Consider the following 25,007-nt stretch of genomic DNA (forward strand, 5'->3'; position numbering starts at 1 on the left):
TATCACTTTGGCATGAAACGCGCGAATCGCCAGACCCCAGTTCCTCTGCCCGTGCCGACGGAAACGCGGCTGGCCCGGCGCGTGTTGGTCGTCAGCCACAATGCCGCGCAGCGCCGCATCTTCGCCATCCAGTTGCGGCGCGCGCATTACAAGGTCGAAGAAGCCGCCTCGGTCGAGGAGGCGTTGCAGATCTGCCAGCGGGTCGAACCCGACATCGTGCTGTCGGACTGGGCCATGCCGGGGCTGACCGGGCTGGATCTGTGCCGGGCGTTCCGGGCGGCGGAACGCGGCAGCTACGGCTATTTCGTGCTGTTGACCTCGACGGGCGACCACGCCGACATCGCACAGGGTCTGGAGGCCGGGGCGGACGATTTCCTGACCAAGCCCGTGACGCAGCAGGGACTGCTGGCCCGCCTGGCCGCGGGCGAACGCATCCTGCGGGTCGAAGACGATCTGCGCGCAAGCAATGCCCAGCTTCGCACCGCATTGGACCGCCTGCGCGAAACCCAGGCCGCCATCGACCGTGACCTGAGGGAAGCGCGCAAGCTGCAACAAGGCCTGGTCAAGGAACGCTCGGGCCGGTTCGGGGCGATCCAGCTGTCGCTCCTGCTGCGTCCGGCAGGTCATATCGGCGGCGATCTGGTGGGCTTTTTCCCGATCGGAGAGGATCGGGTGGGCATCTATGCCCTGGACGTGTCGGGCCACGGCGTCACCGCCGCGCTGCTGACCGCGCAGCTTTCGGTGCATCTGTCGGGATCGTCCGACCAGAACGTCGCGCTGCGGGCGGCCCAGACCGGCACCGATTCGGTCAGCCCGGCCGCGCTGGCGCATTTCTTCAACAACATGATGCTGGAGGAGATGGCGACCGATACCTATTACACGATGATCTATGCCGATCTGAACCATGTGACCGGGCGCCTGCGGATGGTCCAGGCGGGCCATCCGCATCCGGTCCTGCAACGGGCCGACGGATCGGTGCGACCCCTCGGCAACGGCGGAATGCCGATCGGGGTTTTCGAAAAGCCCATCTTCGACGAGATCGACCTGGTGCTGGGGCCGGGCGACCGGCTGCTGATCTGTTCGGACGGCATCACCGAGGCGACCAACCCCTCTGGCCGCCTGCTGGGCGACGACGGAGTCGAGGCGATCCTGCGCACCAACGCCTTTCTGGGCGGGCATGTCTTTCTGGAATCGATGGCCTGGTCGGTTTCGGAATATTGCCGGGGCGAACGCCAGGATGACATGTCGGCCGTGCTGATCGAATACCTGCCCCCCGCCGAAACGGTGCCCCTGCCGGGCCAATAGGGCCGCTTACCGCTGGATCAGGTTGCTGGCCCTTTCCAGGAACGCCCGCGATCCGGGATCGGTCAGCAGGTCCAGGGCCGCGCGCGGGCTGGCCCAATGCGAGCGGTGATGCGTCTCGGTCGGGGTCGACAGGCGCAGGGCCGGGCGGGCCAACCAGACATGGCACAGCTTTTCGGCCCACCATCCGTATTCCGGCATGAACGCGAAACGGCGATAGCTTCCCAATCGTCGCGCCTGGCCGATGGTCCAGCCGGTTTCCTCGAACACCTCCCGGTGCAGGGCGCGCAAGCCGCTTTCGCCGGCGTCGATGCCGCCGCCGGGCAGCTGGTATTCCGGGTCGGGCGCCGATTGGTGAGTCAGCAACAGCCGCCCGTCGCGGACCAGCAGGCCATAGGCGCCGGGCCGCAGACGATAGCGTTGCGCCGGACGTGGAGGATTGCCGAACCGGCGGATCATCGGTCGCTCCTGTTTCACAGGGCCTGTCTAGCGCAGGGTCGGGCGACACGAAAGCCGCCCCTTGGGATCGCCGGGGAAGTTCCTATATTGGGCGCGACCCGGCCCGCCATCCGCGGACCTGACCTGAATCCTGGGAATATCGCATGAGCAAGATCAACCAGATCGCATGGGACGACACCGTTTTGCCGTTCCAGCTTGACCGTTCGGACATTCGCGGCCGCGTCGTCCGGCTGGATGGCGTGCTGGACCACATCCTGTCGCGCCACGACTATCCGGCCCCCGTCAGCGCGATGGTTGCCGAACTGGCGCTGCTGGCGGGACTGATCGGTCCTACCGTCAAGCTGCGCTGGAAGCTGAGCCTTCAGGTGCGCGGCAACGGCGCGATCCGCACGCTGGCGGCCGATTATTTCGCGCCCGAACGGGACGGCGCGCCTGCCCGGATCCGGGCCTGGGCCAGCTTTGATGCCGACCGGCTGGACGCCCGCCCGCCCTTCCAGCAGATCGGAGAGGGATATTTTGCCATCCTGATCGACCAAGGCCAGGGAACCACGCCCTATCAGGGCATCACCCCGCTTGCGGGCGATTCGCTGTCGACCTGCGCGCAGACCTATTTCGCCCAGTCCGAACAGTTGCCGACCCGGTTCCAGCTTGCCAGCGGACAATCGCGCCAATCGGGCGAGGGACGCCATTGGCGGGCGGGCGGCATGATGCTGCAAACCCTGCCCGGCCAGCCGATGCAGGGCGAGGGCGGCAGCGGCGAGGGCGGCCTGATCGAGGCCGCGGACATTCTGCAAGGCATCGAATCCGAAAATTGGAATCGCGCCAACATTCTTCTGGACACGGTCGAGGTGCTGGAACTGATCGGTCCCTCGGTCGGGCCAACCGACCTGCTGCTGCGCCTGTTCCACGAAGAAACGCCACGCGTCTTTGATGCGCAGCGGGTCGAATTCGGCTGCTCCTGCACCGCCGACCGGGTGCGAAACACCCTGTCGATCTATTCGGCAAAGGACATCGGCCACATGACCACCGACAAGGGGATCGTCACGGCCGACTGCCAGTTCTGCGGCGCCCATTACGAATTCGATCCCAAGAGCCTGGGGTTCGAGGCGATTCTGGATGCCGAAGGGCAGCCCCTGTCCGAGCGGGCGGCCGAGTGATCGCGGATTGGTCCGAGAACCGTCTGCGACAAGCACTGTCGGTCGAATCGGGGCCAAGTTCCGATTACGACCTGAACCCCGACGCCGCCCCGCCCCCGGCCAGCCTGCGGGCGGCGGGGGTGCTGGCCGCGTTTCACGAAGACGACGGGCGCCTGGTCCTGACCAAGCGCGCGTCGGGCCTTCGCCATCATCCGGGCCAGATCGCCCTGCCCGGCGGCAAGGTCGATGCGAACGACCCCGACGCCATCGCCGCCGCCCTGCGCGAGGCCCGCGAGGAAATCGGCCTTGATCCGGCGCAGGTCGATCTGCTGGGCACGCTGCCCCCGCACCGCACCGTCACGGGATTCGCCGTCACCCCGGTGATCGGCATCATCCGCGGCTCTTTCCAGCCCCGCCCCGAACCGGGAGAGGTTGACGAGGCATTTACCCTGCCCTTTGTCCATGTTGCCGATCCGTCGCGCTATCGCGTGGAACGGCGGCGCTGGCGCGGCGGCTGGCGCAGCTATCATGCGGCGCCCTTCGGTCCTTATTACCTGTGGGGGGCCACGGCGCGGATCCTGCTGGGCCTTGCGGGGCGGATGCAGGCATGACGCAGCTGCCCGCCCATCTGTTGCGGGATCCCGCCCTGCAAGCCGTCTTCGATGCCATCGAATCCGGCGGGCATCACGCTTGGTTGGTCGGCGGCGCGGTCCGAAACGCGCTTTTGGACATGCCGGTCGAGGATCTGGATCTGGCAACCGATGCCCGGCCCGAAACGATCATGCGGCTGGCCAAGGCGGCGGGGCTGAAGCCCGTGCCGACCGGCATCGACCATGGAACGGTGACGGTGATTGCCGATGGCCGGGCGTTCGAGGTCACGACCCTGCGCCGCGACATCGAAACCGACGGTCGCCGCGCGGTTGTGGCGTTTTCCGACGATCTTGCGCAGGACGCCCGGCGGCGCGATTTCACGATGAACGCGCTGTATGCCAACCGCAACGGCACCGTCATCGATCATGTGGGCGGGTTGGCCGACCTGCGCGCGCGCCGCCTGCGCTTTGTCGGCGATCCCGCGCAGCGCATCGCCGAGGATTACCTGCGCATCCTGCGGTTCTTCCGGTTTCTGGCCGGGTATGGCCGCGACGCCGATCCCGCTGCGGTCGCGGCCTGCCGCGATCTGCGGGACGGGTTGGACGGGATTTCCCGCGAACGCATCGGCCAGGAACTGCGCAAGCTGCTGATGGCCCGCGACCCGGTCCCCGCCCTGATCCTGATGCGGGATACGGGCGTTCTGGACAAGGTGCTGCCGGGCGCGACACTGGACCGGCTTGTGTCGTTGGAGCGTCTGGCCGGTCGCCCGACTTGGCTGGCCCGGCTGGCGGCGTTGTCGCAAGCCGACCTGGCCGATGCCCTGCGCCTGTCGCGGCCTGAGGCGCGGGACCACCGCCTGCTGGTCGCGGCCATGGAACGGGGCTGGTCCTTCAACCGCATCGCCCATGCGCTGCGCGGCGATCTGGCCGAGGCCGCCGCCCTGCTGGTCCAGACCGGTCCCCTGGGCGCACGCGACGGCTGGGCCGATGCGCGGGCCGCCGCCCGTCCCCTGCCGATCGGCGCCGCCGATCTGCACCCTCGTCTGCACGGCCCGGCCTTGGGCCGCGCCCTGAAGGCGGCCGAGGATGCCTGGATCGAATCCGGCTTTGCCCTGCCCCCACCGGCGTTGATCGACATCGCCATCCTGGCCGGAGACGCCCGATGACCCTGCACCATCGCCTTGGACGCCTGATCGACGCCTTTCGCCCGGCCGACGGCCCGCCGCCGGCCACCCTGCTGGCTTTTTTCCGCTGGTGCCTTGCCGGGGCGTGGGGCGGGTTGGGCCTTGCCGCCATCGCCTCGGCCCTTGGCGGGGTCGCGGACGTGGTCGCCGCCGTCCTGCTGGGCTGGGTGGTGGATGCCATCGCCACGGGCGATCCGGGCGCCTTCTGGGGTCAGAACGGCCTGCTGATCGCGGCCTTTGCAGGTTTCTTCCTGATCCTGCGCCCGTTGATCTTCGGCCTGTCCACCGCGACGTCCAGCGTCATCATCGGGCCGAACGTGCTGCCCCTGGTCCTGTCGCGGATCCATCGCTGGACCATGGGCCATTCGGTGTCCTTCTTCGACAACGATTTCGCCGGGCGGCTGGCGCAGAAGCAGATGCAGACCGCCCGCGCCGTCACCGATGTCGCATCGGAAATGGTCAACGTCGTGGCCTTTGCCCTGGCCTCGATCCTGGGATCGGCGGCGTTCCTGGTGTCGGTCGATGCCTGGGGCGCGGTGGCCCTGGTGCTGTGGCTTCTGTCCTATCTGGTGCTGATAAAATTCTTTCTGCCCCGCATCCGGGCGAAATCGGGCGCACGCGCATCGGCCCGCGCGATGATTACCGGGCAGGTCGTCGATACGATCACCAACATCAAGACCGTCAAGCTGTTCGCCCATGCCGAACACGAGGATCGCGCCGCCCTGGGCGCCATGGCGGGATTCCGGGAACGCGCCCTGGACTTCGGCGTGGTCAGCAGCACCTTTCGCATGTCGCTGATGGTGATCGCGGGCGTGCTGCCCGTGATCCTGGTCGGCGGGTCGATCATGCTGTGGCGGCAGGGCCAGGCCACCCCCGGAGACGTTGCGGCGGCAGGGGCCATCGCCATGCGGCTGTCCCAGATGACCGGCTGGGTCAGCATGGCGCTGATGGGCATCTGGGGCAGCGTGGGCGAGGTCGAGGATGGCATGAAGACCCTGTCGCCCGCCCACAGCCTGACCGACGCGCCGGGTGCCGTTGCCCTGGACCGGGTGGCGGGGCGCATCGATTTTGACCATGTGGGTTTCGCCTATGGCCGCGATGACGGGGGCTTGGCCGATATCGACCTGCGAATCCGGGCGGGCGAAAAGGTCGGGATCGTCGGCGCGTCGGGCGCGGGCAAGTCCACCATGGTCGCCCTGCTGCTGCGCCTTTACGACGTGGAAAAGGGCGCCATCCGCATCGACGGGCAGGATCTGCGCGACGTGACCCAGGAAAGCCTGCGCCGCCAGATCGGCATGGTCACGCAGGAAACCGCGATGTTCAACCGGTCCGCACGCGACAACATCATCTATGGCCGCCCCGGCGCGACGCAGGATGACATCGAAGCAGCTGCCAAGGCGGCCGAGGCGCACGACTTCATCCTGACCCTTCAGGACCATCAGGGGCGGCGGGGATACGACGCGCATCTGGGCGAACGCGGGGTCAAGCTGTCGGGCGGGCAGCGCCAGCGCATCGCCCTGGCCCGCGCCTTCCTGAAGGACGCGCCGATCCTGGTGCTGGACGAGGCGACGAGCGCGCTTGACAGCGAGGTCGAGGCCCAGGTCCAGGACGCCTTGGTCCGCGCCATGAAGGGCAAGACCGTGCTGGCCATCGCGCACCGCCTGTCCACCATCGCCGAACTGGACCGGATCGTCGTCATGGACGGCGGCCGGATCGTCGAACAGGGCAGCCACGCGCATCTGCTGTCGCGCGGCGGCCTGTATGCGCGATACTGGAACCGGCAGTCGGGCGGTTTCCTGGGAACCGAGGAAGCGGCGGAATGACCCTGTGGCAGGTCGAACGGCTGGGTCGCCGCGGCGACGGCGTGGCGGTGGGCGGCGCAGGCCGCGCCCTGGCCCCCCTGACCCTGCCCGGAGAGGAGATCGAGGGCGAGGCCATGGACGGCCGTATCGCCGCGCCGCGCATCCTTGCCCCCTCGCCCGACCGGGTGCGGCCGGTCTGCGCGCATTACCGCGCCTGCGGGGGCTGTTCGCTGATGCATGCCAGCGACGGCTTCACCACCGCCTGGAAGCGGCAGGTGGTGGCGGCCGCCCTGACCGCGCGCGGGTTGCCTGCCCCGGTCGAGGCTGTGCATGTCTCGCCCCCCCGGTCGCGGCGGCGGGCGGTGCTGTCGGGAAAACGCACGAAAAAGGGCGCCCTTGTGGGCTTTCATGCCCGCGCGTCCGACGTGATCGTGGATCTGGCCGAATGCCATGTGATGCGCCCCGAAATCACCGCCGCCCTGCCCCTGTTGCGGCAGATCGTGGTGGCGGGCGCCTCGCGCAGCGCGGAACTGACGCTGACGGTGATCCACGGTCTGGCCGGGCTGGATCTGACCGTTACCGGCGGCAAGCCGATGGAGCCTGCGCTGTTCCAGACCCTTGCCGCCCTGGCCGACGACGGCGATCTGGCGCGGCTGACCTGGCAGGATCCGTCGGGGGCCGGCCAGTCGATCACCCGCCGCCAGCCTGCCCTGACGATGGGGCGGGCGCAGGTCGTTCCCCCGCCCGGCGGTTTTCTGCAAGCCACGGCCGAGGGCGAGGCGGCACTCGTGTCAATGGTCCGCGACTGTGCCGCCGGGGCGACACGGATCGCCGATCTGTTTTCCGGTTGTGGCACGTTCGCCTTGCCTCTGGCGGAACGCGCGGCCGTCCATGCGGTCGAAGGGCTTGCCGCGCCCTTGGCGGCCCTTGATGCGGGATGGCGGGGCGCGCGCGGTCTGAACCGCATCACCACCGAGATTCGCGACCTGGCCCGCCGCCCGCTGCTGGCCGACGAGTTGGACCGCTTTGACGCGATCGTGATCGACCCGCCCCGCGCGGGGGCCGAGGCGCAGGTGCGCGAAATCGCGGCCTCGGCCATCCGCACCGTGGCCTTCGTCGCCTGCGATCCGGTGAATTTTGCAAGGGATGCGCAGATTCTTGCCGGTGGGGGTTTTGCCCTGACGCGGCTGATGGTGGTGGACCAGTTCCGTTGGTCGCCCCATGTCGAGACCGTCGCACGGTTTGCCAGAATCTAGCCAGATCATGCGGGTTCGTGATATTGGTGCCTCATAAAAACAGAAAAGACAGAGGCAGTGATGAACCAGGCAACCCGCCGCACAGTCACCTTTTCGCTGCTGGCCCTGCTGGCAGCCTGCGGCAAACCGCAAAGCAAGTTCCGGGCGTATAACGGCCCGGCCGTCACGCAGGTCGTCGTGAACAAGGGCGCCCGCAAACTGTATCTCCTGAACGGCTCTACCGTGCTCAAGTCCTATGATGTGGGTCTTGGCAACGTGCCGGTCGGCCACAAGCAGTTCGAAGGCGACGGCAAGACGCCCGAAGGGCTGTATTTCATCGACCGCTTCAACCCGCGCAGCCAATACCACCTGTCGGTCGGGGTATCCTATCCCAACGAAAACGACACCGCCCTCGCGCAGGCTCTGGGCCGGGAACCGGGCGGCGACATCTTCATCCACGGCTGGGGACCGGACGGCAATCGCCTTGCCCCCACCAAGAAGGACTGGACCGCAGGCTGCATCGCCATCAAGGACGACGAGATCGAGGAGGTCTATGCGATGCTGCGCCCCGGCGTGCCCATCGTCATCAATCCCTGATCCCCTTTTGGAAACGGCAAGGGCCCCGGATCTTCGGGGCCCGTCCGATCCGGACGCCTTAGCTGCCGGTCAGCAGCGTCCACCACCGCTTGCCCGAGGGTTCCTGATACAAGGCAAAGCCCAAGTTCGTCGCCGCCGGATCCATGATGACGTCGCGCGTATCGCGCACGCCCATCCAGGCGGTCAGGGTCTGAATCTCGTCCTCATAGGACTCGGAAATGTTCTCGCCCATCACGGTGCCGAAATACCCGGCTTTTCGCGCACGATCCAGGGGCGAGGATCCGTCCGAACCCCAGTGCCAGGCACGGTTTTGCGCCGACATGTCGCGCGAATGGGCCAGGGCGGCGGCCGACAGTTGCGGATTGAGCGTCAGGGGCGGGGCGGCGACATTTCCGCGCAACGTGTTGATTTGCTGCAACACGCGCAGCGGAATCTGTTCGGTCTCGGCTTGGTTGGTCTGGTTGCCGGAGGGCATTGCCTGCCCATCCGGGGCGACAGGCGGCAGGCTGCGCGGTTGGCAGGCAGCCAGCGCCACCAGCGACAGGATCGCGATCACCTTGTAATTCGGCATGTTTTTGCCACCCCTCGTTCGTGTTGGAATAGATCTATCCAAGGAGGGCTGGCCCTTCAAACCCAAGAATCCGTGAAACCTGCCGCCTGTGGCAAGATCGCCGCTGACAGGAGTTTGAGTTGCCGGAATCGGCGCCCGGCGTATAGAACGGTTCTGCCGCACACGGCGCAGTGGTCAAAGCCGTCCAGCAAGAACGGCCACCCTTCAAAGGACAAGATGATGAGCAGATCATCCCCCATCAGCCGCCGGACCTTTCTGGGCTCGGCCGCAGCCTTGGGCGCAGCCGGTCTGGCGCTGCCGTCACGGGCGCAGCAATACGATCCCTATACGGGACAGCCGATCATCGGGGCCGCGCCCGGCGGCGTTCCCGGCGCCACCCCCGACGCGGGGGCCGTGCAATTCGATCCGAACGCGAATCAGCGCCACAACATTTCCAGCTTTTCGGCGCAAAGCTGGCAGTCCCATTTCGAAAATCTGACCAACGGGGCGGTCCTGTGCGATCTGACCTCTCGGGCAGTGCATTTCTGGTCCGAGGATGGCAGCACCTATCGCCTGTATCCGTCGTCGATTCCGGTCAGCGAGGATCTGACCCGCACCGGACGGACCGAGATCATCAAGAAGGTCGAAGGCCCAAGCTGGTCGCCCACTCCGGCCATGAAGGCCCGCAACCCGGAATGGCCCGATTTCGTGCCGCCCGGCCCCGACAATCCCATGGGCACCCATGCGCTGTGGCTGAGCTGGCAATACTATCGCATTCACGGCACCCACGACACGCGCAAGATCGGGCGAAAGTCGTCGAACGGCTGCATCGGCCTGTATAACGAGCATATCAAGGAACTGTACGACCTGACCAAGGTCGGCACGCAGGTTCTGGTGCTGTAAAAGGGGGCCGTCGGGCGGACAGGATGGACACGGCGCATTCCGACCGCCGACGCTGGCGCGCCCGTCGATGGGGCGCGATCGGGGCGCTGTTGCTGGCGCCCGTGCTGGGGATGGCCGTCAGCGATCAGGTGGCTTGGGGACCGGCCGATTTCCTGCTGGCCGGCCTGCTGCTGGCAGGAGGCAACCTGCTGTACGAGGGCCTGTCCCGCCGCCGTCCGACCTTACAGCGGCGGCTGATCGCCGGCGCGATCGGCCTGGCGGTCCTGGTCCTGTGGGCGCAAGGCGCGGTCGGCATCCTGTGAGGGGGCGGCATTCCGGACCGGCACCCAGCCGCCCATGGTGTCGCGAATGACGTTCAGCATCACGTCGACATGGCCGGGGTCGTCGTTCAGGCAGGGGATATAGGCAAAGTCCTTGCCGCCGGCGTGTTCGAAGCTTTCGCGGATCTCTCCGTTGATCTCCTCCAGCGTCTCGATGCAGTCCGACGCGAAGGCGGGCGAGATCACGGCGATGTCGGTGATCCCCCGTTTCGCCAGTTCGGCGACATGTTCCACGGTATAGGGGCGCAACCATTCCTCGGGTCCGAAGACCGACTGGAAGGTCGTGTCGATCACGCCCTCGGGCCAGCCCAGCGCCTCCTTCAACAGGCGCGAGGTCTTCTGGCACTGGCAATGATAGGGATCGCCCTCCAGCAGATAGCGTTTCGGCATCCCGTGATAGCTGGCGACCAGTTTCGCCGGAACCCTGTCGCCCAGCGTGCGCCGCACCGATGCGGCCAGGGCGGCGATATAGTCGGGCCGGTCGAAATAGGGTTCGCAGGTGCGCACCGCGGGTTGCCATTTCTGCGCCATCAGCGCCCGGAACAACTGGTCGTTGGCCGTGCCCGAGGTCGCGCCAGCGTATTGCGGATAAAGCGGCAGAAACACGATCCGCTGGCAGCCCGCCTTGACCATCCGGTCCAGGACGTCCTGGGTGGACGGGTTGCCGTATCTCATGCAGAAATCGACCATCACGCTGTCGCCCCATTCGGCCGTGGCCCGCGCCCGCAGCGCCTCGGCCTGGGACCGGGTGATGGTCATCAGCGGGCTTTCGTTCCGCTCCTCGTTCCAGATCAGCTTGTAGTTCCTGCCCGAGGTGAAGGGCCGTTTGGTCAGGATGATGCCTTGCAGCAGCGGCTGCCATTTCCACGCCGGATAATCGATCACGCGCCGGTCGGACAGGAATTCGTTCAGGTAACGCCGCATCGACCAATAGTCATAACCGTCGGGCGTGCCCAGGTTGGCGATCAGGATCCCGGTCTTTTTCGGCGGGATCGCGAGGTGGTCGGCGGGCGCGTGGGCTGGCTTCATGTCTTCCTGTTCCTGAGTTCGTTCAGCGCGTCTTCAAGTCGGGTCGTGGCCGATCCGGGGCGCAGCGGCTTGGGCTGCGTGTCCGACGGCGACCAGCCGGTCAGAAAGACCAGATCGAAGGTCACGGATATACGGGACGGATTGTCGCGGTCGGGATAATGGTCGGCCATGATCGCGGCGGCACGGGCCAGAACCCCGCGCCCCGTGGGGCGGCGCAGCCGGGCCGCCATGGCATTGCCCTCGCCCATGGCGCGCAGGTCGCGGGCCAGATGGAACAGGTCGCGATAGCTGGCCTTTTGCGGCATCAGGTCGGCCACGGGCAGCGCCAGTCCCGCGCGTCCCAGCAGCGCGCCCATGTCGCGGATCTCGCCCATCGGCAGGACGCGGGGGGACAGGCCTCCCGTCGCCTCGGCTTCGGCCTGGGCCAGGGCGGCGCGCAATTCGTGCAGGCTCTGGCCACCGGGGCAGACGGCAATGAACAGCCCGTCCGGGCGCAGGGCGCGCGCGCCCTGGATGATCTGGCCCACCGGATCGTCGGCCCAATGCAGGGCCATGGCGTGGATCACCAGGTCATGCGCGCCGGCTTCGAGATCCAGCACGGATTCGTCGGAGACGATGCGGGCCTGGGGGAATTCCGGCGCCCAGAAGGCGGGAAAACCCGTCACCACGGCCGGGGCGGTAAACCTTCTGTTAACCTCGGACAGCCTATCGTGGATCTCGTCGGCGGCGATGCGGTGCAGCACATCGGCAAAGCCCCCGCGTTCCGCCCGCGCACGCTGGCGCAACAACGCGGCACGGTCGGTCAAGGCGGGGCGGTCAGGCGGGGGATTGGTCATGGGAATGCACCATAAGGTGCTTCGGGGGGCGATGAAAGGCGCGTTGCGCCTGCTGTATCCGCCGCAATGCGTGGCCTGCGGGGCGCCGGTCGCGGCGGAAGGCGACGGTCCCGGCCAGCTGTGCCCGGCCTGCTTTCCCGATATGCGATTTGTCGGCGGCGCGTCCTGCACCCGCTGCGGGGTGCCACTGCCCGATGACGGGTTCGGCGCCGACGACCCGATGCTGTGTTGCGACGACTGCCTGACCATGGCGCGGCCGTGGCAGGGCGGGCGGGCGGCGATGGTCTATTCCGGGACCGGGCGGCGACTGGTGCTGGCGCTGAAGCATGGCGACCGGCCGGATCTGGCTCCCGCCCTGGCTGCGTGGCTGGCGCGCGCGGCCGCCCCGCTGATCCGGCCGGAAACGGTCGTGGCGCCGATCCCCCTGCATCTGCGGCGTCTGTTGAAGCGGCGCTACAACCAGGCGGCTCTGATCTCGGGCCGGGTGGCGCGGGCGCACGGGGCCTTGCACCTGCCCGACCTGCTGCTGCGGCGGCGCCATACGCCGGGCCAGGACCATCGCGGCGTCAGCGACCGCTTTGCCAACATCGCGGGGGCGCTTGCGGTCAATCCGCGGCGGGCGGCGGCCGTCGCCGGGCGACCGGTGCTGCTGGTCGATGACGTCATGGCCTCGGGGGCCACGATGTCTGCGGCGGCCGATGCGCTGCTGGCAGCAGGGTCGGGACCGATTTTCGTCGCGGTGCTGGCAAGGGCGGTCAGGGATGACTAGGTAGAAAGGCCACCGACAAGGAACACCGCATGAGCCAGCCTGCCATCACCATCTATACCACCCGCACCTGTCCCTTTTGCATCCGCGCCAAAGGTCTGCTGCGCGACAAGAACGCCCGATACGACGAAATCGACGTGGGCGCCGATCCGTCGGTCCGCGCGCAGATGATCCAGCGCGCCGGAGGGCGCCGGACCGTGCCGCAGATCTTCATCGGCAACCGCCATGTCGGCGGCTGCGACGACCTGTTCGACCTGGACCGCCAAGGCAAGCTGGACGCCCTGCTGGCAGGCACCGCCGCCTGAGGGCCGGTCCCTGACGCAGGGTCCGACGCAGGTCGGGCTTGACCGGGACGGCACGCCGGGGCACGGTTCCGGCTTCGCCCTGCCCTGCCTTCATCTTCCGCCCCTTGGGGAACCATGCCCTTATCCGCGACCAAGACCGACCGCCCCCAGGCCAACGACCGGCTTGCCGCCAGCCTTTTCGCCGAAGTGCTGATCGCGGAACAGCTGTCGCGCAACCTGATCGGCAAGGCGCTGCCGCGCGGAATGCAGATTTCCCATTTCTCGGTCCTGAACCTGCTGGCCCATGTGAACGAGGAACGGACCCCCGCGCAGCTGGCCCAGGCATTCCATGTCACGCGCGGCGCGATGACCAACACCCTGTCGCGGCTGGAATGGGCGGGCCATGTCCATATCCGGCCGGACTGGGACGATGCGCGGCGCAAGTTCGTGTCGATCAGCCCGGCGGGCCGGGCCGCCCGCGACGCGGCCATCGCCGCCTTCATGCCGCTGATCGCCGGCGTGGTGGACGACATCGGCGCCGACAAGGTGCGCACCGCCCTGCCTGTGTTGCGCGAATTGCGCAACCGGCTGGAGGGTAACGCGGGCTAGCCGCCGCGCCGGGCCGTCAGGACATAATTCACCGACAGATCCCGGTCCGACAGCGACCAGCCGAAGGTGAGCGGGTTGAAGACCATGCCGCTGCGATCCTCGACCTCCAGCCCCGCCGCGATGGCCATTCCAGCCAGTTCGTCCGGCGTGATGAAGCGGTTCCAGTCATGGGTGCCCCTTGGCAGCCAGCGCATTATCCATTCCGCCCCGATGATCGCCGCGCCAAAGCTTTTGGCGGTGCGGTTCAGCGTGGACAGGATCACCAGCCCGCCCGGCCGCACCAGATCGCCGCAGGTCGCCACGAAAGCCGCCGGATCGGCCACATGTTCGACGATTTCCAGCGCCAGGACCACATCGAACCGCTGCCCTTCGGCCGCCAGGGACTCGGCCGTGGTGGCGCGGTAATCGATGGCCAGCCCCTGCTGCGCGGCATGGACGCGCGCGACGGCAATGTTGCCTTCGGCCGCATCGGCGCCCATGACCTCGGCCCCCAGCCGGGCCATGGGTTCGGCGACCAGCCCGCCGCCGCAGCCGATGTCCAGCACCCGCAACCCTCCGAAGGGCCGCAGGTCGCGGCGGTCGCGGCCGAATTCGGCGGCGACCTGCGTGGCGATGTAGTCCAGCCGCACCGGATTCATCAGATGCAGGGGCCGGAACTTGCCCCTGGGATCCCACCATTCGGCCGCCATCGATTCGAACTTGGCGATCTCGGCGGGGTCGATGCTGGTGGTGGGGCCGGTCATGGCTTGTCCTTCTGGCGGGCGGTTCCATCTGCGCTTATACTGGCCCGATGGACCGATTGGCAGGACAAATCGCCGCAACCCATGGCCGCCTTCACGCGGCCGCCGAACCCTTTGCCCGGCACATGCTGGACGTGGGCGACGGCCACCAGATCCATGTCGAGGAAAGCGGCAATCCCGAAGGGCGCCCCGTGATGGTCCTGCATGGCGGGCCGGGCGGGGGATGCAGCCCCTTCATGCGACGGTTCTTCGATCCCGCCCATTACCGCGCGATCCTGTTCGACCAGCGGGGCTGCGGACGGTCGCGCCCCCAGGCGTCGGTCCATGCCAACACGACCCCCCACCTGATCGCCGACATCGAGGTGATCCGCCGGTCGCTGGGCCTGGAATCGGTGCTGCTGTTCGGCGGCAGCTGGGGGGCGACGCTGGCCCTGGCCTATGCGCAGGCGCATCCGGGCCGGGTGACGGGGCTGGTTCTGCGCGGGGTGTTCCTGGCCACGCAGGCGGAACTGGACTGGTTCTATGGCGGCGGCGCGGGACGGTTCTTTCCCGACCTGTGGGCGCGGTTCCGCGATCCGATCCCGGAATCGGAACACGGCAACCTGATCGCCGCCTATCACAAGCGGCTGTTTTCCGGCGATCTGGGCCGCGAGGGCCGGTTCGCCCAGCCGTGGCTGATGTGGGAAAACGCGCTGGCGGGGTTGCAGTCGTCGGCCCTCAGCCATGCCCCGCCCGATTACGCCCGCGCCTTTGCCCGGCTGGAAAACCACTATTTCACCCACCGCTGCTTTCTGGACGAGGGCCAGTTGCTGCGCGACCGCCACCGCATCGAACACCTGCCCGCCGTGATCGTGCAGGGCCGCTATGACATGGTCTGCCCGCCTTTGTCCGCCTGGCGTCTGGCCCAGGGGTGGGACGGCTGCGACCTGCGCCTGATCCCGGCGTCGGGCCATGCGCTGTCGGAACCGCGGATTTCAGCGGAACTGGTCCGCGTGATGGATGCCTGGCGGGATGAGGATCGGGCATAGACAGGGCCTGTCCAAAGTTCTAGCGTCGCACCTGAACGACAGGCAACATTCCAGTTTTTCATGTTTCATCCGACGCAGCTTTGGCTTTCCCAGCAGCTCGATTCCGTCAGGAATACCCTGAAAAGGCCCGTCGTTTATCGGGGCTATCCCCAGCCCGTTCCCGAAAGCGAATCCCGAACCGTCGTTTGCCGTCCCGCCCTGTTCGATCCCGATCATCTGTCGCGCGTGACGAAATGCGGCTTTGGAAAGACGCTGCCGCGGCTGATCGACATCATGAACGCGACGTCCTATGTCGAAGCGCCGCTAACCACCTATGACCTTGGCGAAGCGACCGTCATCGGCGGCACCATCTTTACCCGGACGGGGCGCTTTCGCCTTTCGCATCTGGTCGAGTGCCGGCTGCGCGACACCCTGTCGGCCGTCCCGGTGCAGGACGAGATCATCCTGGTCAATTCGATGCAGGGGCTTCGCTATTTCGGACACTGGCTCAGCGACGACGTTTCGGCCTTCGAGGCGTATCGCGGCGACCCGCGCGTGCGCAGCCTGCCCCTGCCCGCCTGGGGGGACGTGGCCCCGTATCTTGACCTGTTCGGGCAGGACTGGAACCAGCAGATGGTCATGCGCACCCGGTCCCTGCGGATCGCCCGCGATCTGGGGTTCAGCGCGCGCAAGGCGGACCGATACCGGTCCCTGCGCCAACGTCTTCGCGCCCGCATGGGCACGGCCGGGGGAACGGGCAAGGTCGTCTTCCTGAAGCGCGGCCCGTCCGGCGCTCGGCGAGAGATCGTCAACACATCCGAACTGGAACAACGCCTGGCCGATGCGGGTGTCACGATCGTTCAGGCCGAGGGGGGCAAGGATTTCATCCATGCCCTTCTGGACGCGACCGTCATCATCACCGTCGAAGGCAGCCAGGATCGCCACGCCCTGTACGCCCTGCGGGACGGGGGCGGGATGCTGACGCTGGCGCCGCCCGACCGTTTTTACATCGCCACCCACGAATGGGCCAGGAATCTGGACATGCGCAGCGGCATCGTCATCGGAACCGTGGCCGAAGGCGGCTTTGTCATCGACCCCGACGAGGTGCTGCGGATGATTGATCGGCTGCTGGCCTTGTCCGAAAATCGCGAAGCAGTGTAAGGGATCTTGCGCCGGGCCGCGATGCGGACTATGTAGCACCTCAACAGCGGCGCAGGCTTCCACCCCCTGCCCACCGGCGCTTTCCGCATGGCCCGCTTGACGGGCCTTTTCCATATCCGAAGGGATCCCATGTCGAACGATCTGATCGCCAAGACGGCCATCGACCGGCGTCTGGCCGAGATCATCGCCCCCGTGATCGAGGATCTGGGGTTCGAACTGGTCCGTGTCCGCCTGCAAGGCGGCAAGACCGCGACCTTGCAGATCATGGCCGACCGGCCCGAGGGCGGGATCAACGTGGACGACTGCGGCGAAATCTCGGTGGTGGTCAGCGCCACCCTGGATGTCGAGGATCCGATCGAGGACAACTATCACCTGGAAGTCAGCAGCCCTGGCATCGACCGTCCGCTGACCCGGATGAAGGACTTTGCGGCCTTCGAGGGTTACGAGGCGCGGCTGGAAACCAACCAAGCCATCGACGGGCGCAAACGCTTCAAGGGCGTGCTGGCGGGGGTCGAGAAGGGTGAGGGCGGCGACGAGGTTCTGCTGAACATCGTCGAAGGCGGCGAGGTCCAGACCATCGGTTTGCAGTTCGACTGGCTGTCGGACGCCAAGCTGGTCCTGACCGACGAGCTGATCCGCGAAATGCTGCGCCAGAAAAAGGAAGCCGGCGTCCAGATCGACAACCTGGACGAAACTGCTTTCGACGAGATCGAAACCGAAGACAACGACGGCGAGAACGCCGATGCCAAGGAGTGAGTGATGGCAATCACCTCTGCCAACCAGCTTGAACTGCTGCAAACCGCCGAAGCCGTCGCGCGCGAAAAGATGATCGAGCCGGAGCTGGTCATCGAGGCGATGGAGGACAGCCTCGCCCGTGCGGCCAAGTCGCGGTACGGCGCGGAAATGGACATCCGCGTCAAGATCGACCGCAAGACCGGCAACGCCACCTTCACCCGCATCCGCACCGTGGTCGAGGACGACGCGGTGGAAAACTATCAGGCGCAGCTGACCGTCGAGCAGGCCCGCCCCTATCTGCCCGATCCCAAGGTCGGCGACGAGATCGTGGACCAGGTGCCGCCCGTCGAACTGGGCCGCATCGCCGCGCAATCGGCCAAGCAGGTGATCCTGCAACGCGTCCGCGAGGCCGAACGCGACCGCCAGTACGAGGAATTCAGGGACCGCGCCGGCACCATCATCAACGGCGTCGTCAAGCGCGAGGAATACGGCAACATTATCGTCGATGTCGGCCGGGGCGAGGCGATCCTGCGCCGCAACGAAAAGATCGGCCGCGAAAGCTATCGCCCGAACGACCGCATCCGCGCCTATGTCAAGGACGTGCGCCGCGAAACGCGCGGCCCGCAGATCTTCCTGTCGCGCACCGATCCGCAGTTCATGGCCGAACTGTTCAAGATGGAGGTGCCCGAAATCTATGACGGCATCATCGAGATCAAGGCCGTGGCCCGCGACCCCGGTTCGCGCGCCAAGATCGCCGTGATCTCCTATGACAACAGCATCGACCCCGTGGGCGCCTGCGTGGGGATGCGCGGTTCCCGCGTGCAGGCCGTCGTGGGCGAATTACAGGGCGAAAAGATCGACATCATCCCCTGGAACGAGGATCAGGCCACCTTCCTGGTCAACGCCCTGCAACCGGCCGAGGTCAGCAAGGTCGTCTTCGACGAGGAAGCCAACAAGATCGAGGTCGTGGTCCCTGACGAACAACTGTCGCTGGCCATCGGCCGCCGCGGCCAGAACGTCCGTCTTGCCAGCCAGTTGACCGGCATGGACATCGACATCCTGACCGAGGAGGAGGAATCCAAGCGTCGCCAGGCCGAATTCAACGCCCGCACCGCGCTGTTCATGGAGGCCCTGGATCTGGACGAATTCTTCGCGCAGCTTCTGGTGGCCGAAGGCTTTACCGACCTCGAGGAGGTCGCCTATGTCGATCTGGACGAACTGTTGTCCATTGACGGCGTGGACGAAGGCACCGCCGCCGAATTGCAGGCGCGTGCCCGCGACGTTCTGGAGGCCAAGTCCAAGGCGGCGCTTGAGAACGCCCGCGCCTTGGGTGCCGAGGACAGCCTTATTGAATTCGAAGGGCTGACCCCCCAGATGGTGGAGGCACTGGCCAAGGACGGCGTGAAGACGCTGGAGGACTTTGCCACCTGCGCCGACTGGGAACTGGCCGGCGGCTGGACCACGGTGAATGGCCAGCGCGTCAAGGACGAAGGCCTGCTGGAGCCGTTCGAGGTGTCGCTGGAGGAAGCGCAGACCATGGTGATGACCGCCCGTGTGATGCTGGGCTGGGTCGATCCGGCCGAACTGGACGGCCCCGCCGACGACGACGGTGACGACGCGACCGAGGAGGCCGGGGCGTGATGCCCCGGATTTGCCCGCTTGAGCCGCGGTGGTCGCATCAAGGATAACGAGCAGCCCGAACGGCGCTGCATCGTCACCGGAGAGGTCCAGCCCAAGGCTGGGCTGATCCGTTTCGTGGCCGCGCCGGATGGCATGGTCGTCCCGGATCTGGCGGAAAAGCTGCCCGGACGGGGGATATGGGTCAGCGCGGATCGGGCGATCATCGACAGGGCGGCGGCCAAGGGGCTGTTTTCCCGCGCCGCCAAGGCGCCGGTCAAGGCCCCCGAGGGTCTGGCCGATCTGGTCGAGGCGGGCGTGGCCCGGCGGCTGGTCGAACTGGTGTCGCTGGCGCGCAAGTCGGGCCGCGCGGTGGCCGGGTTCGAAAAGGTGAAAGGCTGGCTGGCCGAAGGCCGCGCCAAGGTGCTGTTGCAGGCCAGCGACGGGTCGGATCGGGGCAAGGGAAAGCTGTGGACGCCCACGGGCGGACGCTGGTTCGGCTGCCTGACCGCATCAGAATTAGGTTTGTCCTTCGGGCGCGATCATGTCATACACGGCGCGCTTGCGGCGGGTGGGCTGACGGACAAGGTGATCTTGGAAGCCGGCAGACTGACGGGTCTGCGCGGGCATGACGGCAGCAATACGGCGGCCGGGAAGGAATGAAGACGCAGATGAGCGACAAAGACGGAAAATCGACCCTGGGGTTCGGCGGCAGCGGCCGTTCGGGTCAGGTCAAGCAAAGCTTCAGCCACGGCCGCACCAAAAGCGTCGTCGTGGAAACCAAGCGCAAGCGCGTTGTGGTGCCCAAGCCAGGCGCTACGCAGATGACCGAGGCCCAGAAGGAAAAGAACCCGCTGACCGCGCGCATGGCGGGCGATCCGTCCAAGCGTCCCGCAGGTATTTCCGACGCCGAGATGGAGCGCAGGCTCAAGGCGCTTGCCGCCGCCAAGTCCCGCGAAGTCGAGGACGCCGCCAACCGTCTGGCCGAGGAAAAGGCCCGCGAGGAGGAACGCGAACGCCGCCGCGCCGAGATCGAGGCCAAGGAGCGCGAGGAACGCGAGCGCGAAGAAGCCCTCCGCCTCAAGGCCGAAGAAGAAGAACGCCGCGTCCGCGAGGCCGAGGAGCGTGCCAAGGCCAAGGAAGAACCCAAGGCCGTGGAACGTCCGGCCCGCGCGGCCACCGCTACTGCCGCCCGCCCTGCCGGCGCCCGCCCCGCCGCGCCCGACCGCGCTGCCATCGAGGCCGCGGCATCGCGCGCCGAAAAGCCGGGCATTGCCACGGGACCGCGCCGCACCGACCGCGACCGCCGCGACAGCGGCGGCGACAGCGACGCCAAGGCCAAGGCCAAGGCCGAGGACAGCCGCCGCACCGGCCGCCTGTCCCTGAACCAGGCCCTGGACGGCGAAGGCGGTCGCCAGCGGTCGATGGCCGCGATGAAGCGCAAGCAGGATCGCGCCCGGCAAAAGGCCATGGGCAACGTGCGCGCCGAAAAGCAGGTGCGCGACGTGCAGTTGCCGGAAACCATCGTGGTGTCCGAACTGGCCAACCGCATGGCCGAACGCGCGGCCGATGTGGTCAAGTCGCTGATGAAGATGGGCATGATGGTGTCCATGAACCAGCCGATCGACGCCGACACCGCCGAACTGGTGATCGAGGAATTCGGCCACAAGGCGGTCCGCGTGTCGGATTCGGACGTGGAACAGGTCATCGACACCGTTCGCGACAAGGACGAGGATTTGCAGCCGCGCCCCCCGATCGTCACGATCATGGGCCATGTGGACCATGGCAAGACCTCGCTTCTGGATGCGATCCGCAAGGCCAATGTCGTGTCTGGCGAGGCGGGTGGGATCACCCAGCACATCGGCGCCTATCAGGTCACGACCGAATCGGGCGCGGTGCTGTCCTTCCTGGACACGCCGGGCCATGCGGCCTTCACCTCGATGCGGGCGCGGGGCGCGCAGGTCACGGACATCGTGGTCCTGGTCGTCGCCGCGGACGATGCGGTGATGCCGCAAACGGTCGAGGCGATCAACCATGCCAAGGCCGCGAATGTGCCGATGATCGTGGCGATCAACAAGATCGACAAGCCGGCGGCCGATCCGCAAAAGGTCCGCACCGCCCTGTTGCAGCACGAGGTCGTGGTCGAACAGATGTCGGGCGACGTGCAGGATGTCGAGGTGTCGGCCAAGACCGGCCAAGGCCTGGACGAACTGCTGGAAGCCATTGCGCTTCAGGCCGAGATCCTGGAGCTGCGCGCCAACCCGGACCGTGCCGCGCAAGGCGCCGTGATCGAGGCGCAACTGGACGTGGGCCGCGGCCCGGTCGCCACCGTTCTGGTGCAGAACGGCACCTTGCGGCGCGGCGACATCTTCGTTGTCGGCGAACAATGGGGCAAGGTCCGCGCGCTCATCAACGACAAGGGCGAGCGCGTCGACGAGGCCGGGCCGTCGGTTCCGGTCGAGGTCTTGGGCCTGGACGGCACGCCCGCCGCGGGCGACGTGCTGAACGTGGTCGAAACCGAGGCGCAGGCCCGCGAGATCGCCGATTATCGCAGCCAGGCCGCCAAGGACAAGCGCGCCGCCGCCGGGGCCGCGACCACGCTGGAACAGATGATGGCCAAGGCCAAGGCCGACGAAAGCGTTTCGGAACTGTCGGTGGTCGTGAAGGCCGACGTGCAGGGTTCCGCGGAAGCCATCGTCCAGGCTTTGGAAAAAATCGGCAACGACGAGGTGCGGGTCCGTGTCCTGCATTACGGCGTGGGTGCGATCACCGAATCGGACGTCGGTCTGGCCGAGGCCAGCGGTGCACCGGTCATTGGCTTCAACGTCCGCGCCAATGCCCCGGCCCGCAATTCGGCCAACCAGAAGGGGGTCGAGATCCGCTATTACTCGATCATCTACGATCTGGTGGACGACATCAAGGCGGCGGCTTCGGGTCTGCTGTCCAATGAAGTGCGCGAGAACTTCATCGGCTATGCCCAGATCCGAGAGGTCTTCAAGGTCACGGGTGTCGGCAAGGTCGCGGGCTGCCTTGTCACCGAAGGCCTGGCGCGCCGTTCGGCGGGTGTGCGCCTGTTGCGCGACAACGTGGTCATCCACGAAGGTACGTTGAAGACGCTGAAACGCTTCAAGGACGAGGTCAAGGAAGTCATCTCGGGCCAGGAATGCGGCATGGCGTTCGAAAATTACGACGACATCCGCCAGGGCGACGTCATCGAAATCTTTGAACGCGAGGAGGTCGAACGCACCCTGTAAGGCTGCGTTCGGTCCAGTCCACGAAAAAGGGGCGGCCATGGGGCCGCCCCTTTCGCGTTTGTCGTGGTGCATTCAATTGGATCAGCGTGTAACCGGCCTACCTTCGAATGTGCGCGTCCCGATGCGGACGACCATGTTCCCGTTGGGGGCCAGACATTCGAAAAGCCCCTGGATGAGAATGTGGCTGCCCACGGCAATCGTGCGAATCATGTCAAGCCCTCCTGTTCCCTCCGGACAAACTTGTCATGAAATGGTTAGCAAAGAACTAACGATGCGGCGATCTACGACATTTTGTGGGCAGTCTGTGGAACCAAATCGCAAGTTGCGACATCAAAGCCACATTTGCATCATCGGAATCAGGGGAATATCCGCGGGCGGCATGGGGTAATTGCGCAAATCGGCCGCGCGCACCCAGGCCAGCCGCTGTCCTTCGCGCGGATGCGCGATGCCGTTCCAGCGGCGGCAGGCAAAGACCGGCATCAACAGGTGAAAGTCGTCATAGCCATGACTGGCAAAGGTCAGCGGCGCAAGGCAGGACGACCAGGTGTCGATGCCCAGTTCCTCGTGCAGTTCCCGGATCAGGGCGGCTTCGGGGGTCTCGTCCGGCTCGACCTTGCCGCCGGGGAATTCCCACAGGCCTGCCATCGCCTTGCCTTCCGGGCGCTGCGCCAGAAGAACGCGTCCGTCGGCATCGATCAGCGCCACCGCGGCGACAAGAATGGTCCTCACGAACGATAGTCGGCGTTGATGTCGATATAGCCGTGCGTCAGGTCGCAGGTCCACACGGTCCGCGTCCCCTGCCCCAGCCCCAGGTCGACGGCAATCAGCAGATCCTGCCGCTTCATATAGGCGCTTGCTGCGGCCTCGTCGTAATCGGGGGATCGCCAGCCGTTTTCGGCCAGCACCAGGTCGCCGAACCGGATCGTCAGGCGGTCGCGGTCGGCCTGGGCGCCGGATTTGCCGACGGCGGCGACGATGCGGCCCCAGTTCGCATCCTCTCCGGCGATGGCGGTCTTGACCAGGGGCGAATTGGCGATGGCCATGGCGACCCGGTGCGCATCGGCATCGGACGCGGCGCCCGTCACCCGCACCTCGACGAACTTCGTCGCGCCCTCGCCGTCGCGCACGACCAGTTGCGCCAGATCGCGCATGACGCCGTGCAGCGCCGTGACAAAGGCCGCGCCCGCGCCGCTGTCCAGCGAGGTGATCGGGGCGGCCGCGCTGCGCCCGGTCGCCGCCAGGATCAGGGCGTCGGATGTCGAGGTGTCGCTGTCCACGGTGATGGCGTTGAAGGTTGACCCCAACCCCGACGACAAGGCCCGCTGCAACAATGGCGCGGCGATCGTCGCGTCAGTAAAGACATAGACCAGCATCGTCGCCATGTCGGGCGCGATCATGCCGGACCCTTTGGCGATGCCGGCGATGCGGATATCGCCGCCCTCGCCCGCGACCGTGGCGGATGCGCCCTTGGGAAAGGTGTCGGTCGTCATGATGGCGCGGGCCGCCTCGGCGATGCCGCTTGCGTCCAGCGATGCCGCCAGGCCGCCGACGATGGCAATGATCCGGTCGTGGGGCAGCGGTTCCCCGATCACCCCGGTCGAGGAGGAGAACACCCGGCCGGCCGGAACGCCCGTCGCCTGCGCCACCGCGCCCGTCACCGCGTCCACCGATTCCTGACCCCGCGCGCCGGTAAAGGCGTTGGCGTTGCCCGAGTTGACGATGATCGCCGCGCCGTCGGGCGCATCGCCCCCCGCCGCCAGCTTGGCCTGATTGTCCAGAATGCAGGCTGCACGGGTTGATGATGTGGTAAAGGCGCCCGCCAGCGTCGATCCCGGCGCGACGCGGATCAGCGTCACGTCGGTCCGGCCCTGGTATTTCACCCCTGCGGCGCCGCTTGCGAATTCGATGCCGTCAATGACGGGCAGATCGGGAAAGCCGGCGGGCGCCAGGGGGGAAACGGGCAGACCGGCCTTGCCCATGTCACTCGTTCTCCAGCAGGTCGGTGTTGTTCAACAACGCCGGGTCGATGCCTTCGACCTTTTCAACCGTCGCGGCATCGGTCAGTCGCTGGATTTCGGCCTGGACCTTGTCGCGCAGCACCATCTGGGCCACCTGGTCACGCACCTCGTCCAGCTTGGGGGCCTCGCGCATCCGGGTATCGTTCAGCTTGATGACATGCCAGCCGAATTCGGTCTGCACCGGATCCGAAATCTGGCCCTTTTCCATGGCCGCCACGGCATCGGCAAAAGGCTTGACCATCTGGTCTGCGGAAAACCAGCCTAGGTCGCCCTTGTTCGGCCCGCTCGGTCCGGTCGAATTCTGTTCGGCCAGCGTCCCGAAATCGGCGCCCCCGTCCAGTTCGGCCTTGATGGCGGCGGCCTTTTCCTGGGAATCGACCAGGATATGCGCGGCGGAATATTCGGTCGCAGGCGCTGCGGCGGCAAACAGCTTGTCATAGCCAGCCTGGATTTCGGCATCCGTCGGCTCGGTTCCGGCAACCTCGGCAATGGCCGAGGCGGCCAGCGTGTTGCGACGCTGGATTTCCAGCTGCGCGCGCACGCCCGCGTTCTGCGTGCCCGCCTCGGCCACCGCAGTCTGCTGGATCAGCTGATCCAGCATCATTTCGTACAGCGCCGGGTCGGGCAGTTCCGCCATCTGCGGATCCTGGGACGCGGCCTGTTTCATCACGATCATCTCGCCCAGGGTGATGGGCGTATCGTTGACAGTGGCTACGACCGTATCGGCCCCCTTGTCCTGGGCAAGGGCCGCAAGCGGCAGGGCCGTGGCCAGAAGGGTGGCCAGGATCGACGACTTGAGCATGGGAATTTCCTTCGCGTGTTCGGCCCGCCTATCCGGGCCAGCGTTGACAGTCAGGCAGGCGAGGCATAGAT

The 25,007-nt window shown here is 66.8% G+C and carries 26 protein-coding genes; 18 read left to right on the plus strand and 8 right to left on the minus strand.

Going from position 1 to position 25,007, the window contains the following annotated elements:
* Positions 1–12: 12 nt before the first annotated feature.
* Positions 13–1,305: a PP2C family protein-serine/threonine phosphatase gene (locus CHB77_RS06000; RefSeq protein WP_089387285.1), complete on the plus strand. Its 1,293-nt coding sequence runs from the start codon at positions 13–15 to the stop codon at positions 1,303–1,305.
* 6 nt (positions 1,306–1,311) lie between these two features.
* Here the strand turns inward: CHB77_RS06000 and CHB77_RS06005 are convergent, their stop codons facing one another.
* Positions 1,312–1,761, minus strand: coding sequence for an NUDIX domain-containing protein (locus tag CHB77_RS06005; protein WP_089387286.1), 450 nt, complete (start codon positions 1,759–1,761; stop codon positions 1,312–1,314).
* A 143-nt stretch (positions 1,762–1,904) separates the two neighbouring features.
* Between CHB77_RS06005 and hslO the strand changes: the two genes are divergently transcribed.
* From hslO to CHB77_RS06035, 6 genes are read left to right on the plus strand one after another with little or no spacing between them, the layout of a single operon-like run.
* Complete coding sequence (gene hslO / locus CHB77_RS06010; RefSeq protein ID WP_089387287.1) at positions 1,905–2,918, plus strand: Hsp33 family molecular chaperone HslO; 1,014 nt, start codon at positions 1,905–1,907, stop codon at positions 2,916–2,918.
* Positions 2,915–3,508, plus strand: coding sequence for an NUDIX hydrolase (locus CHB77_RS06015; RefSeq protein ID WP_423212879.1), 594 nt, complete (start codon positions 2,915–2,917; stop codon positions 3,506–3,508). The genes hslO and CHB77_RS06015 overlap by 4 nt, the downstream gene beginning before the upstream one ends.
* Entirely contained in the window at positions 3,505–4,653 is a 1,149-nt protein-coding gene (locus CHB77_RS06020) for a CCA tRNA nucleotidyltransferase (RefSeq protein ID WP_089387288.1), read from the plus strand. The genes CHB77_RS06015 and CHB77_RS06020 overlap by 4 nt, the downstream gene beginning before the upstream one ends.
* Complete coding sequence (locus CHB77_RS06025; protein WP_089387289.1) at positions 4,650–6,494, plus strand: ABC transporter ATP-binding protein; 1,845 nt, start codon at positions 4,650–4,652, stop codon at positions 6,492–6,494. The genes CHB77_RS06020 and CHB77_RS06025 overlap by 4 nt, the downstream gene beginning before the upstream one ends.
* A complete protein-coding gene (locus CHB77_RS06030; protein WP_089387290.1) occupies positions 6,491–7,729 on the plus strand; it encodes a class I SAM-dependent RNA methyltransferase in 1,239 nt (412 codons plus the stop codon). The genes CHB77_RS06025 and CHB77_RS06030 overlap by 4 nt, the downstream gene beginning before the upstream one ends.
* Positions 7,730–7,789: 60 nt before the next feature.
* A complete protein-coding gene (locus CHB77_RS06035) occupies positions 7,790–8,305 on the plus strand; it encodes a L,D-transpeptidase family protein (RefSeq protein ID WP_089387291.1) in 516 nt (171 codons plus the stop codon).
* 58 nt (positions 8,306–8,363) lie between these two features.
* Here CHB77_RS06035 and dalA read toward each other — a convergent pair whose 3' ends face one another.
* Positions 8,364–8,876 (minus strand): divisome-associated lipoprotein DalA, encoded by a 513-nt coding sequence (gene dalA / locus CHB77_RS06040; RefSeq protein WP_089387292.1) that lies wholly within the window; start codon positions 8,874–8,876, stop codon positions 8,364–8,366.
* A 219-nt stretch (positions 8,877–9,095) separates the two neighbouring features.
* On the opposite strand from dalA, the gene CHB77_RS06045 reads away from it, so the two are divergent.
* Both CHB77_RS06045 and CHB77_RS06050 read left to right on the plus strand, forming a co-directional pair.
* Positions 9,096–9,758 (plus strand): L,D-transpeptidase, encoded by a 663-nt coding sequence (locus CHB77_RS06045; protein WP_423212880.1) that lies wholly within the window; start codon positions 9,096–9,098, stop codon positions 9,756–9,758.
* 23 nt (positions 9,759–9,781) lie between these two features.
* On the plus strand, positions 9,782–10,060 hold the full coding sequence (locus CHB77_RS06050; protein WP_089387294.1) for a hypothetical protein: 279 nt from the start codon (positions 9,782–9,784) through the stop codon (positions 10,058–10,060).
* Here the strand turns inward: CHB77_RS06050 and hemH are convergent.
* Together hemH and CHB77_RS06060 are read right to left on the minus strand one after the other, a co-directional pair.
* The gene (gene hemH / locus CHB77_RS06055) at positions 9,980–11,107 is read right to left on the minus strand and encodes a ferrochelatase (RefSeq protein ID WP_089387295.1); all 1,128 of its coding nucleotides are present in this window, start codon (positions 11,105–11,107) and stop codon (positions 9,980–9,982) included. The two genes, CHB77_RS06050 and hemH, sit on opposite strands and share 81 nt — an antisense overlap.
* The gene (locus CHB77_RS06060; protein WP_089387296.1) at positions 11,104–11,943 is read right to left on the minus strand and encodes a methyltransferase domain-containing protein; all 840 of its coding nucleotides are present in this window, start codon (positions 11,941–11,943) and stop codon (positions 11,104–11,106) included. The genes hemH and CHB77_RS06060 overlap by 4 nt, the downstream gene beginning before the upstream one ends.
* Here CHB77_RS06060 and CHB77_RS06065 point away from each other — a divergent pair.
* The 3 genes from CHB77_RS06065 to CHB77_RS06075 all read left to right on the plus strand — a co-directional run bounded on the left by CHB77_RS06065 (position 11,942) and on the right by CHB77_RS06075 (position 13,602).
* Positions 11,942–12,712 (plus strand): double zinc ribbon domain-containing protein, encoded by a 771-nt coding sequence (locus CHB77_RS06065; protein ID WP_242626545.1) that lies wholly within the window; start codon positions 11,942–11,944, stop codon positions 12,710–12,712. The genes CHB77_RS06060 and CHB77_RS06065 overlap by 2 nt on opposite strands.
* A gap of 29 nt (positions 12,713–12,741) precedes the next feature.
* Entirely contained in the window at positions 12,742–13,014 is a 273-nt protein-coding gene (gene grxC, locus CHB77_RS06070) for a glutaredoxin 3 (RefSeq protein WP_089387298.1), read from the plus strand.
* Positions 13,015–13,128: 114 nt separating this feature from the next.
* Positions 13,129–13,602: a MarR family winged helix-turn-helix transcriptional regulator gene (locus tag CHB77_RS06075; RefSeq protein ID WP_089387299.1), complete on the plus strand. Its 474-nt coding sequence runs from the start codon at positions 13,129–13,131 to the stop codon at positions 13,600–13,602.
* Here the strand turns inward: CHB77_RS06075 and ubiG are convergent.
* Positions 13,599–14,345, minus strand: coding sequence for a bifunctional 2-polyprenyl-6-hydroxyphenol methylase/3-demethylubiquinol 3-O-methyltransferase UbiG (gene ubiG / locus CHB77_RS06080; protein ID WP_089387300.1), 747 nt, complete (start codon positions 14,343–14,345; stop codon positions 13,599–13,601). The two genes, CHB77_RS06075 and ubiG, sit on opposite strands and share 4 nt — an antisense overlap.
* A gap of 47 nt (positions 14,346–14,392) precedes the next feature.
* Here ubiG and pip point away from each other — a divergent pair, with 47 nt between their 5' ends.
* The 6 genes from pip (at position 14,393) to infB (ending at position 22,116) form a co-directional block, all read left to right on the plus strand.
* Positions 14,393–15,370 (plus strand): prolyl aminopeptidase, encoded by a 978-nt coding sequence (pip, locus tag CHB77_RS06085; RefSeq protein WP_089387301.1) that lies wholly within the window; start codon positions 14,393–14,395, stop codon positions 15,368–15,370.
* Positions 15,371–15,430: 60 nt separating this feature from the next.
* Complete coding sequence (locus CHB77_RS06090) at positions 15,431–16,510, plus strand: glycosyltransferase 61 family protein (protein ID WP_089387302.1); 1,080 nt, start codon at positions 15,431–15,433, stop codon at positions 16,508–16,510.
* A gap of 129 nt (positions 16,511–16,639) precedes the next feature.
* Positions 16,640–17,266 carry a ribosome maturation factor RimP gene (gene rimP / locus CHB77_RS06095; RefSeq protein ID WP_089387303.1) on the plus strand — a complete coding sequence of 209 codons (627 nt, stop codon included), beginning with the start codon at positions 16,640–16,642 and terminating at the stop codon, positions 17,264–17,266.
* Between the two features lie 3 nt (positions 17,267–17,269).
* Entirely contained in the window at positions 17,270–18,886 is a 1,617-nt protein-coding gene (nusA, locus tag CHB77_RS06100) for a transcription termination factor NusA (protein ID WP_089387304.1), read from the plus strand.
* An 18-nt stretch (positions 18,887–18,904) separates the two neighbouring features.
* A complete protein-coding gene (locus CHB77_RS06105) occupies positions 18,905–19,525 on the plus strand; it encodes an RNA-binding protein (RefSeq protein ID WP_089387305.1) in 621 nt (206 codons plus the stop codon).
* Positions 19,526–19,533: 8 nt separating this feature from the next.
* Positions 19,534–22,116 (plus strand): translation initiation factor IF-2, encoded by a 2,583-nt coding sequence (gene infB, locus CHB77_RS06110; RefSeq protein ID WP_089387593.1) that lies wholly within the window; start codon positions 19,534–19,536, stop codon positions 22,114–22,116.
* A gap of 330 nt (positions 22,117–22,446) precedes the next feature.
* Here the strand turns inward: infB and CHB77_RS06120 are convergent, their stop codons facing one another.
* From CHB77_RS06120 to CHB77_RS06130, 3 genes are read right to left on the minus strand one after another with little or no spacing between them, the layout of a single operon-like run.
* A complete protein-coding gene (locus tag CHB77_RS06120; protein ID WP_089387307.1) occupies positions 22,447–22,845 on the minus strand; it encodes a (deoxy)nucleoside triphosphate pyrophosphohydrolase in 399 nt (132 codons plus the stop codon).
* Positions 22,842–24,095, minus strand: coding sequence for a bifunctional glutamate N-acetyltransferase/amino-acid acetyltransferase ArgJ (argJ, locus tag CHB77_RS06125; RefSeq protein ID WP_089387308.1), 1,254 nt, complete (start codon positions 24,093–24,095; stop codon positions 22,842–22,844). Before argJ ends, CHB77_RS06120 begins: the two co-directional genes overlap by 4 nt.
* A 1-nt stretch (position 24,096) precedes the next feature.
* A complete protein-coding gene (locus CHB77_RS06130; RefSeq protein WP_089387309.1) occupies positions 24,097–24,936 on the minus strand; it encodes a peptidylprolyl isomerase in 840 nt (279 codons plus the stop codon).
* Positions 24,937–25,007: the final 71 nt, after the last annotated feature.

Source organism: Paracoccus sediminis (genome assembly GCF_900188295.1).
In the GTDB taxonomy this organism is placed as follows: Bacteria; Pseudomonadota; Alphaproteobacteria; order Rhodobacterales; family Rhodobacteraceae; genus Paracoccus; species Paracoccus sediminis.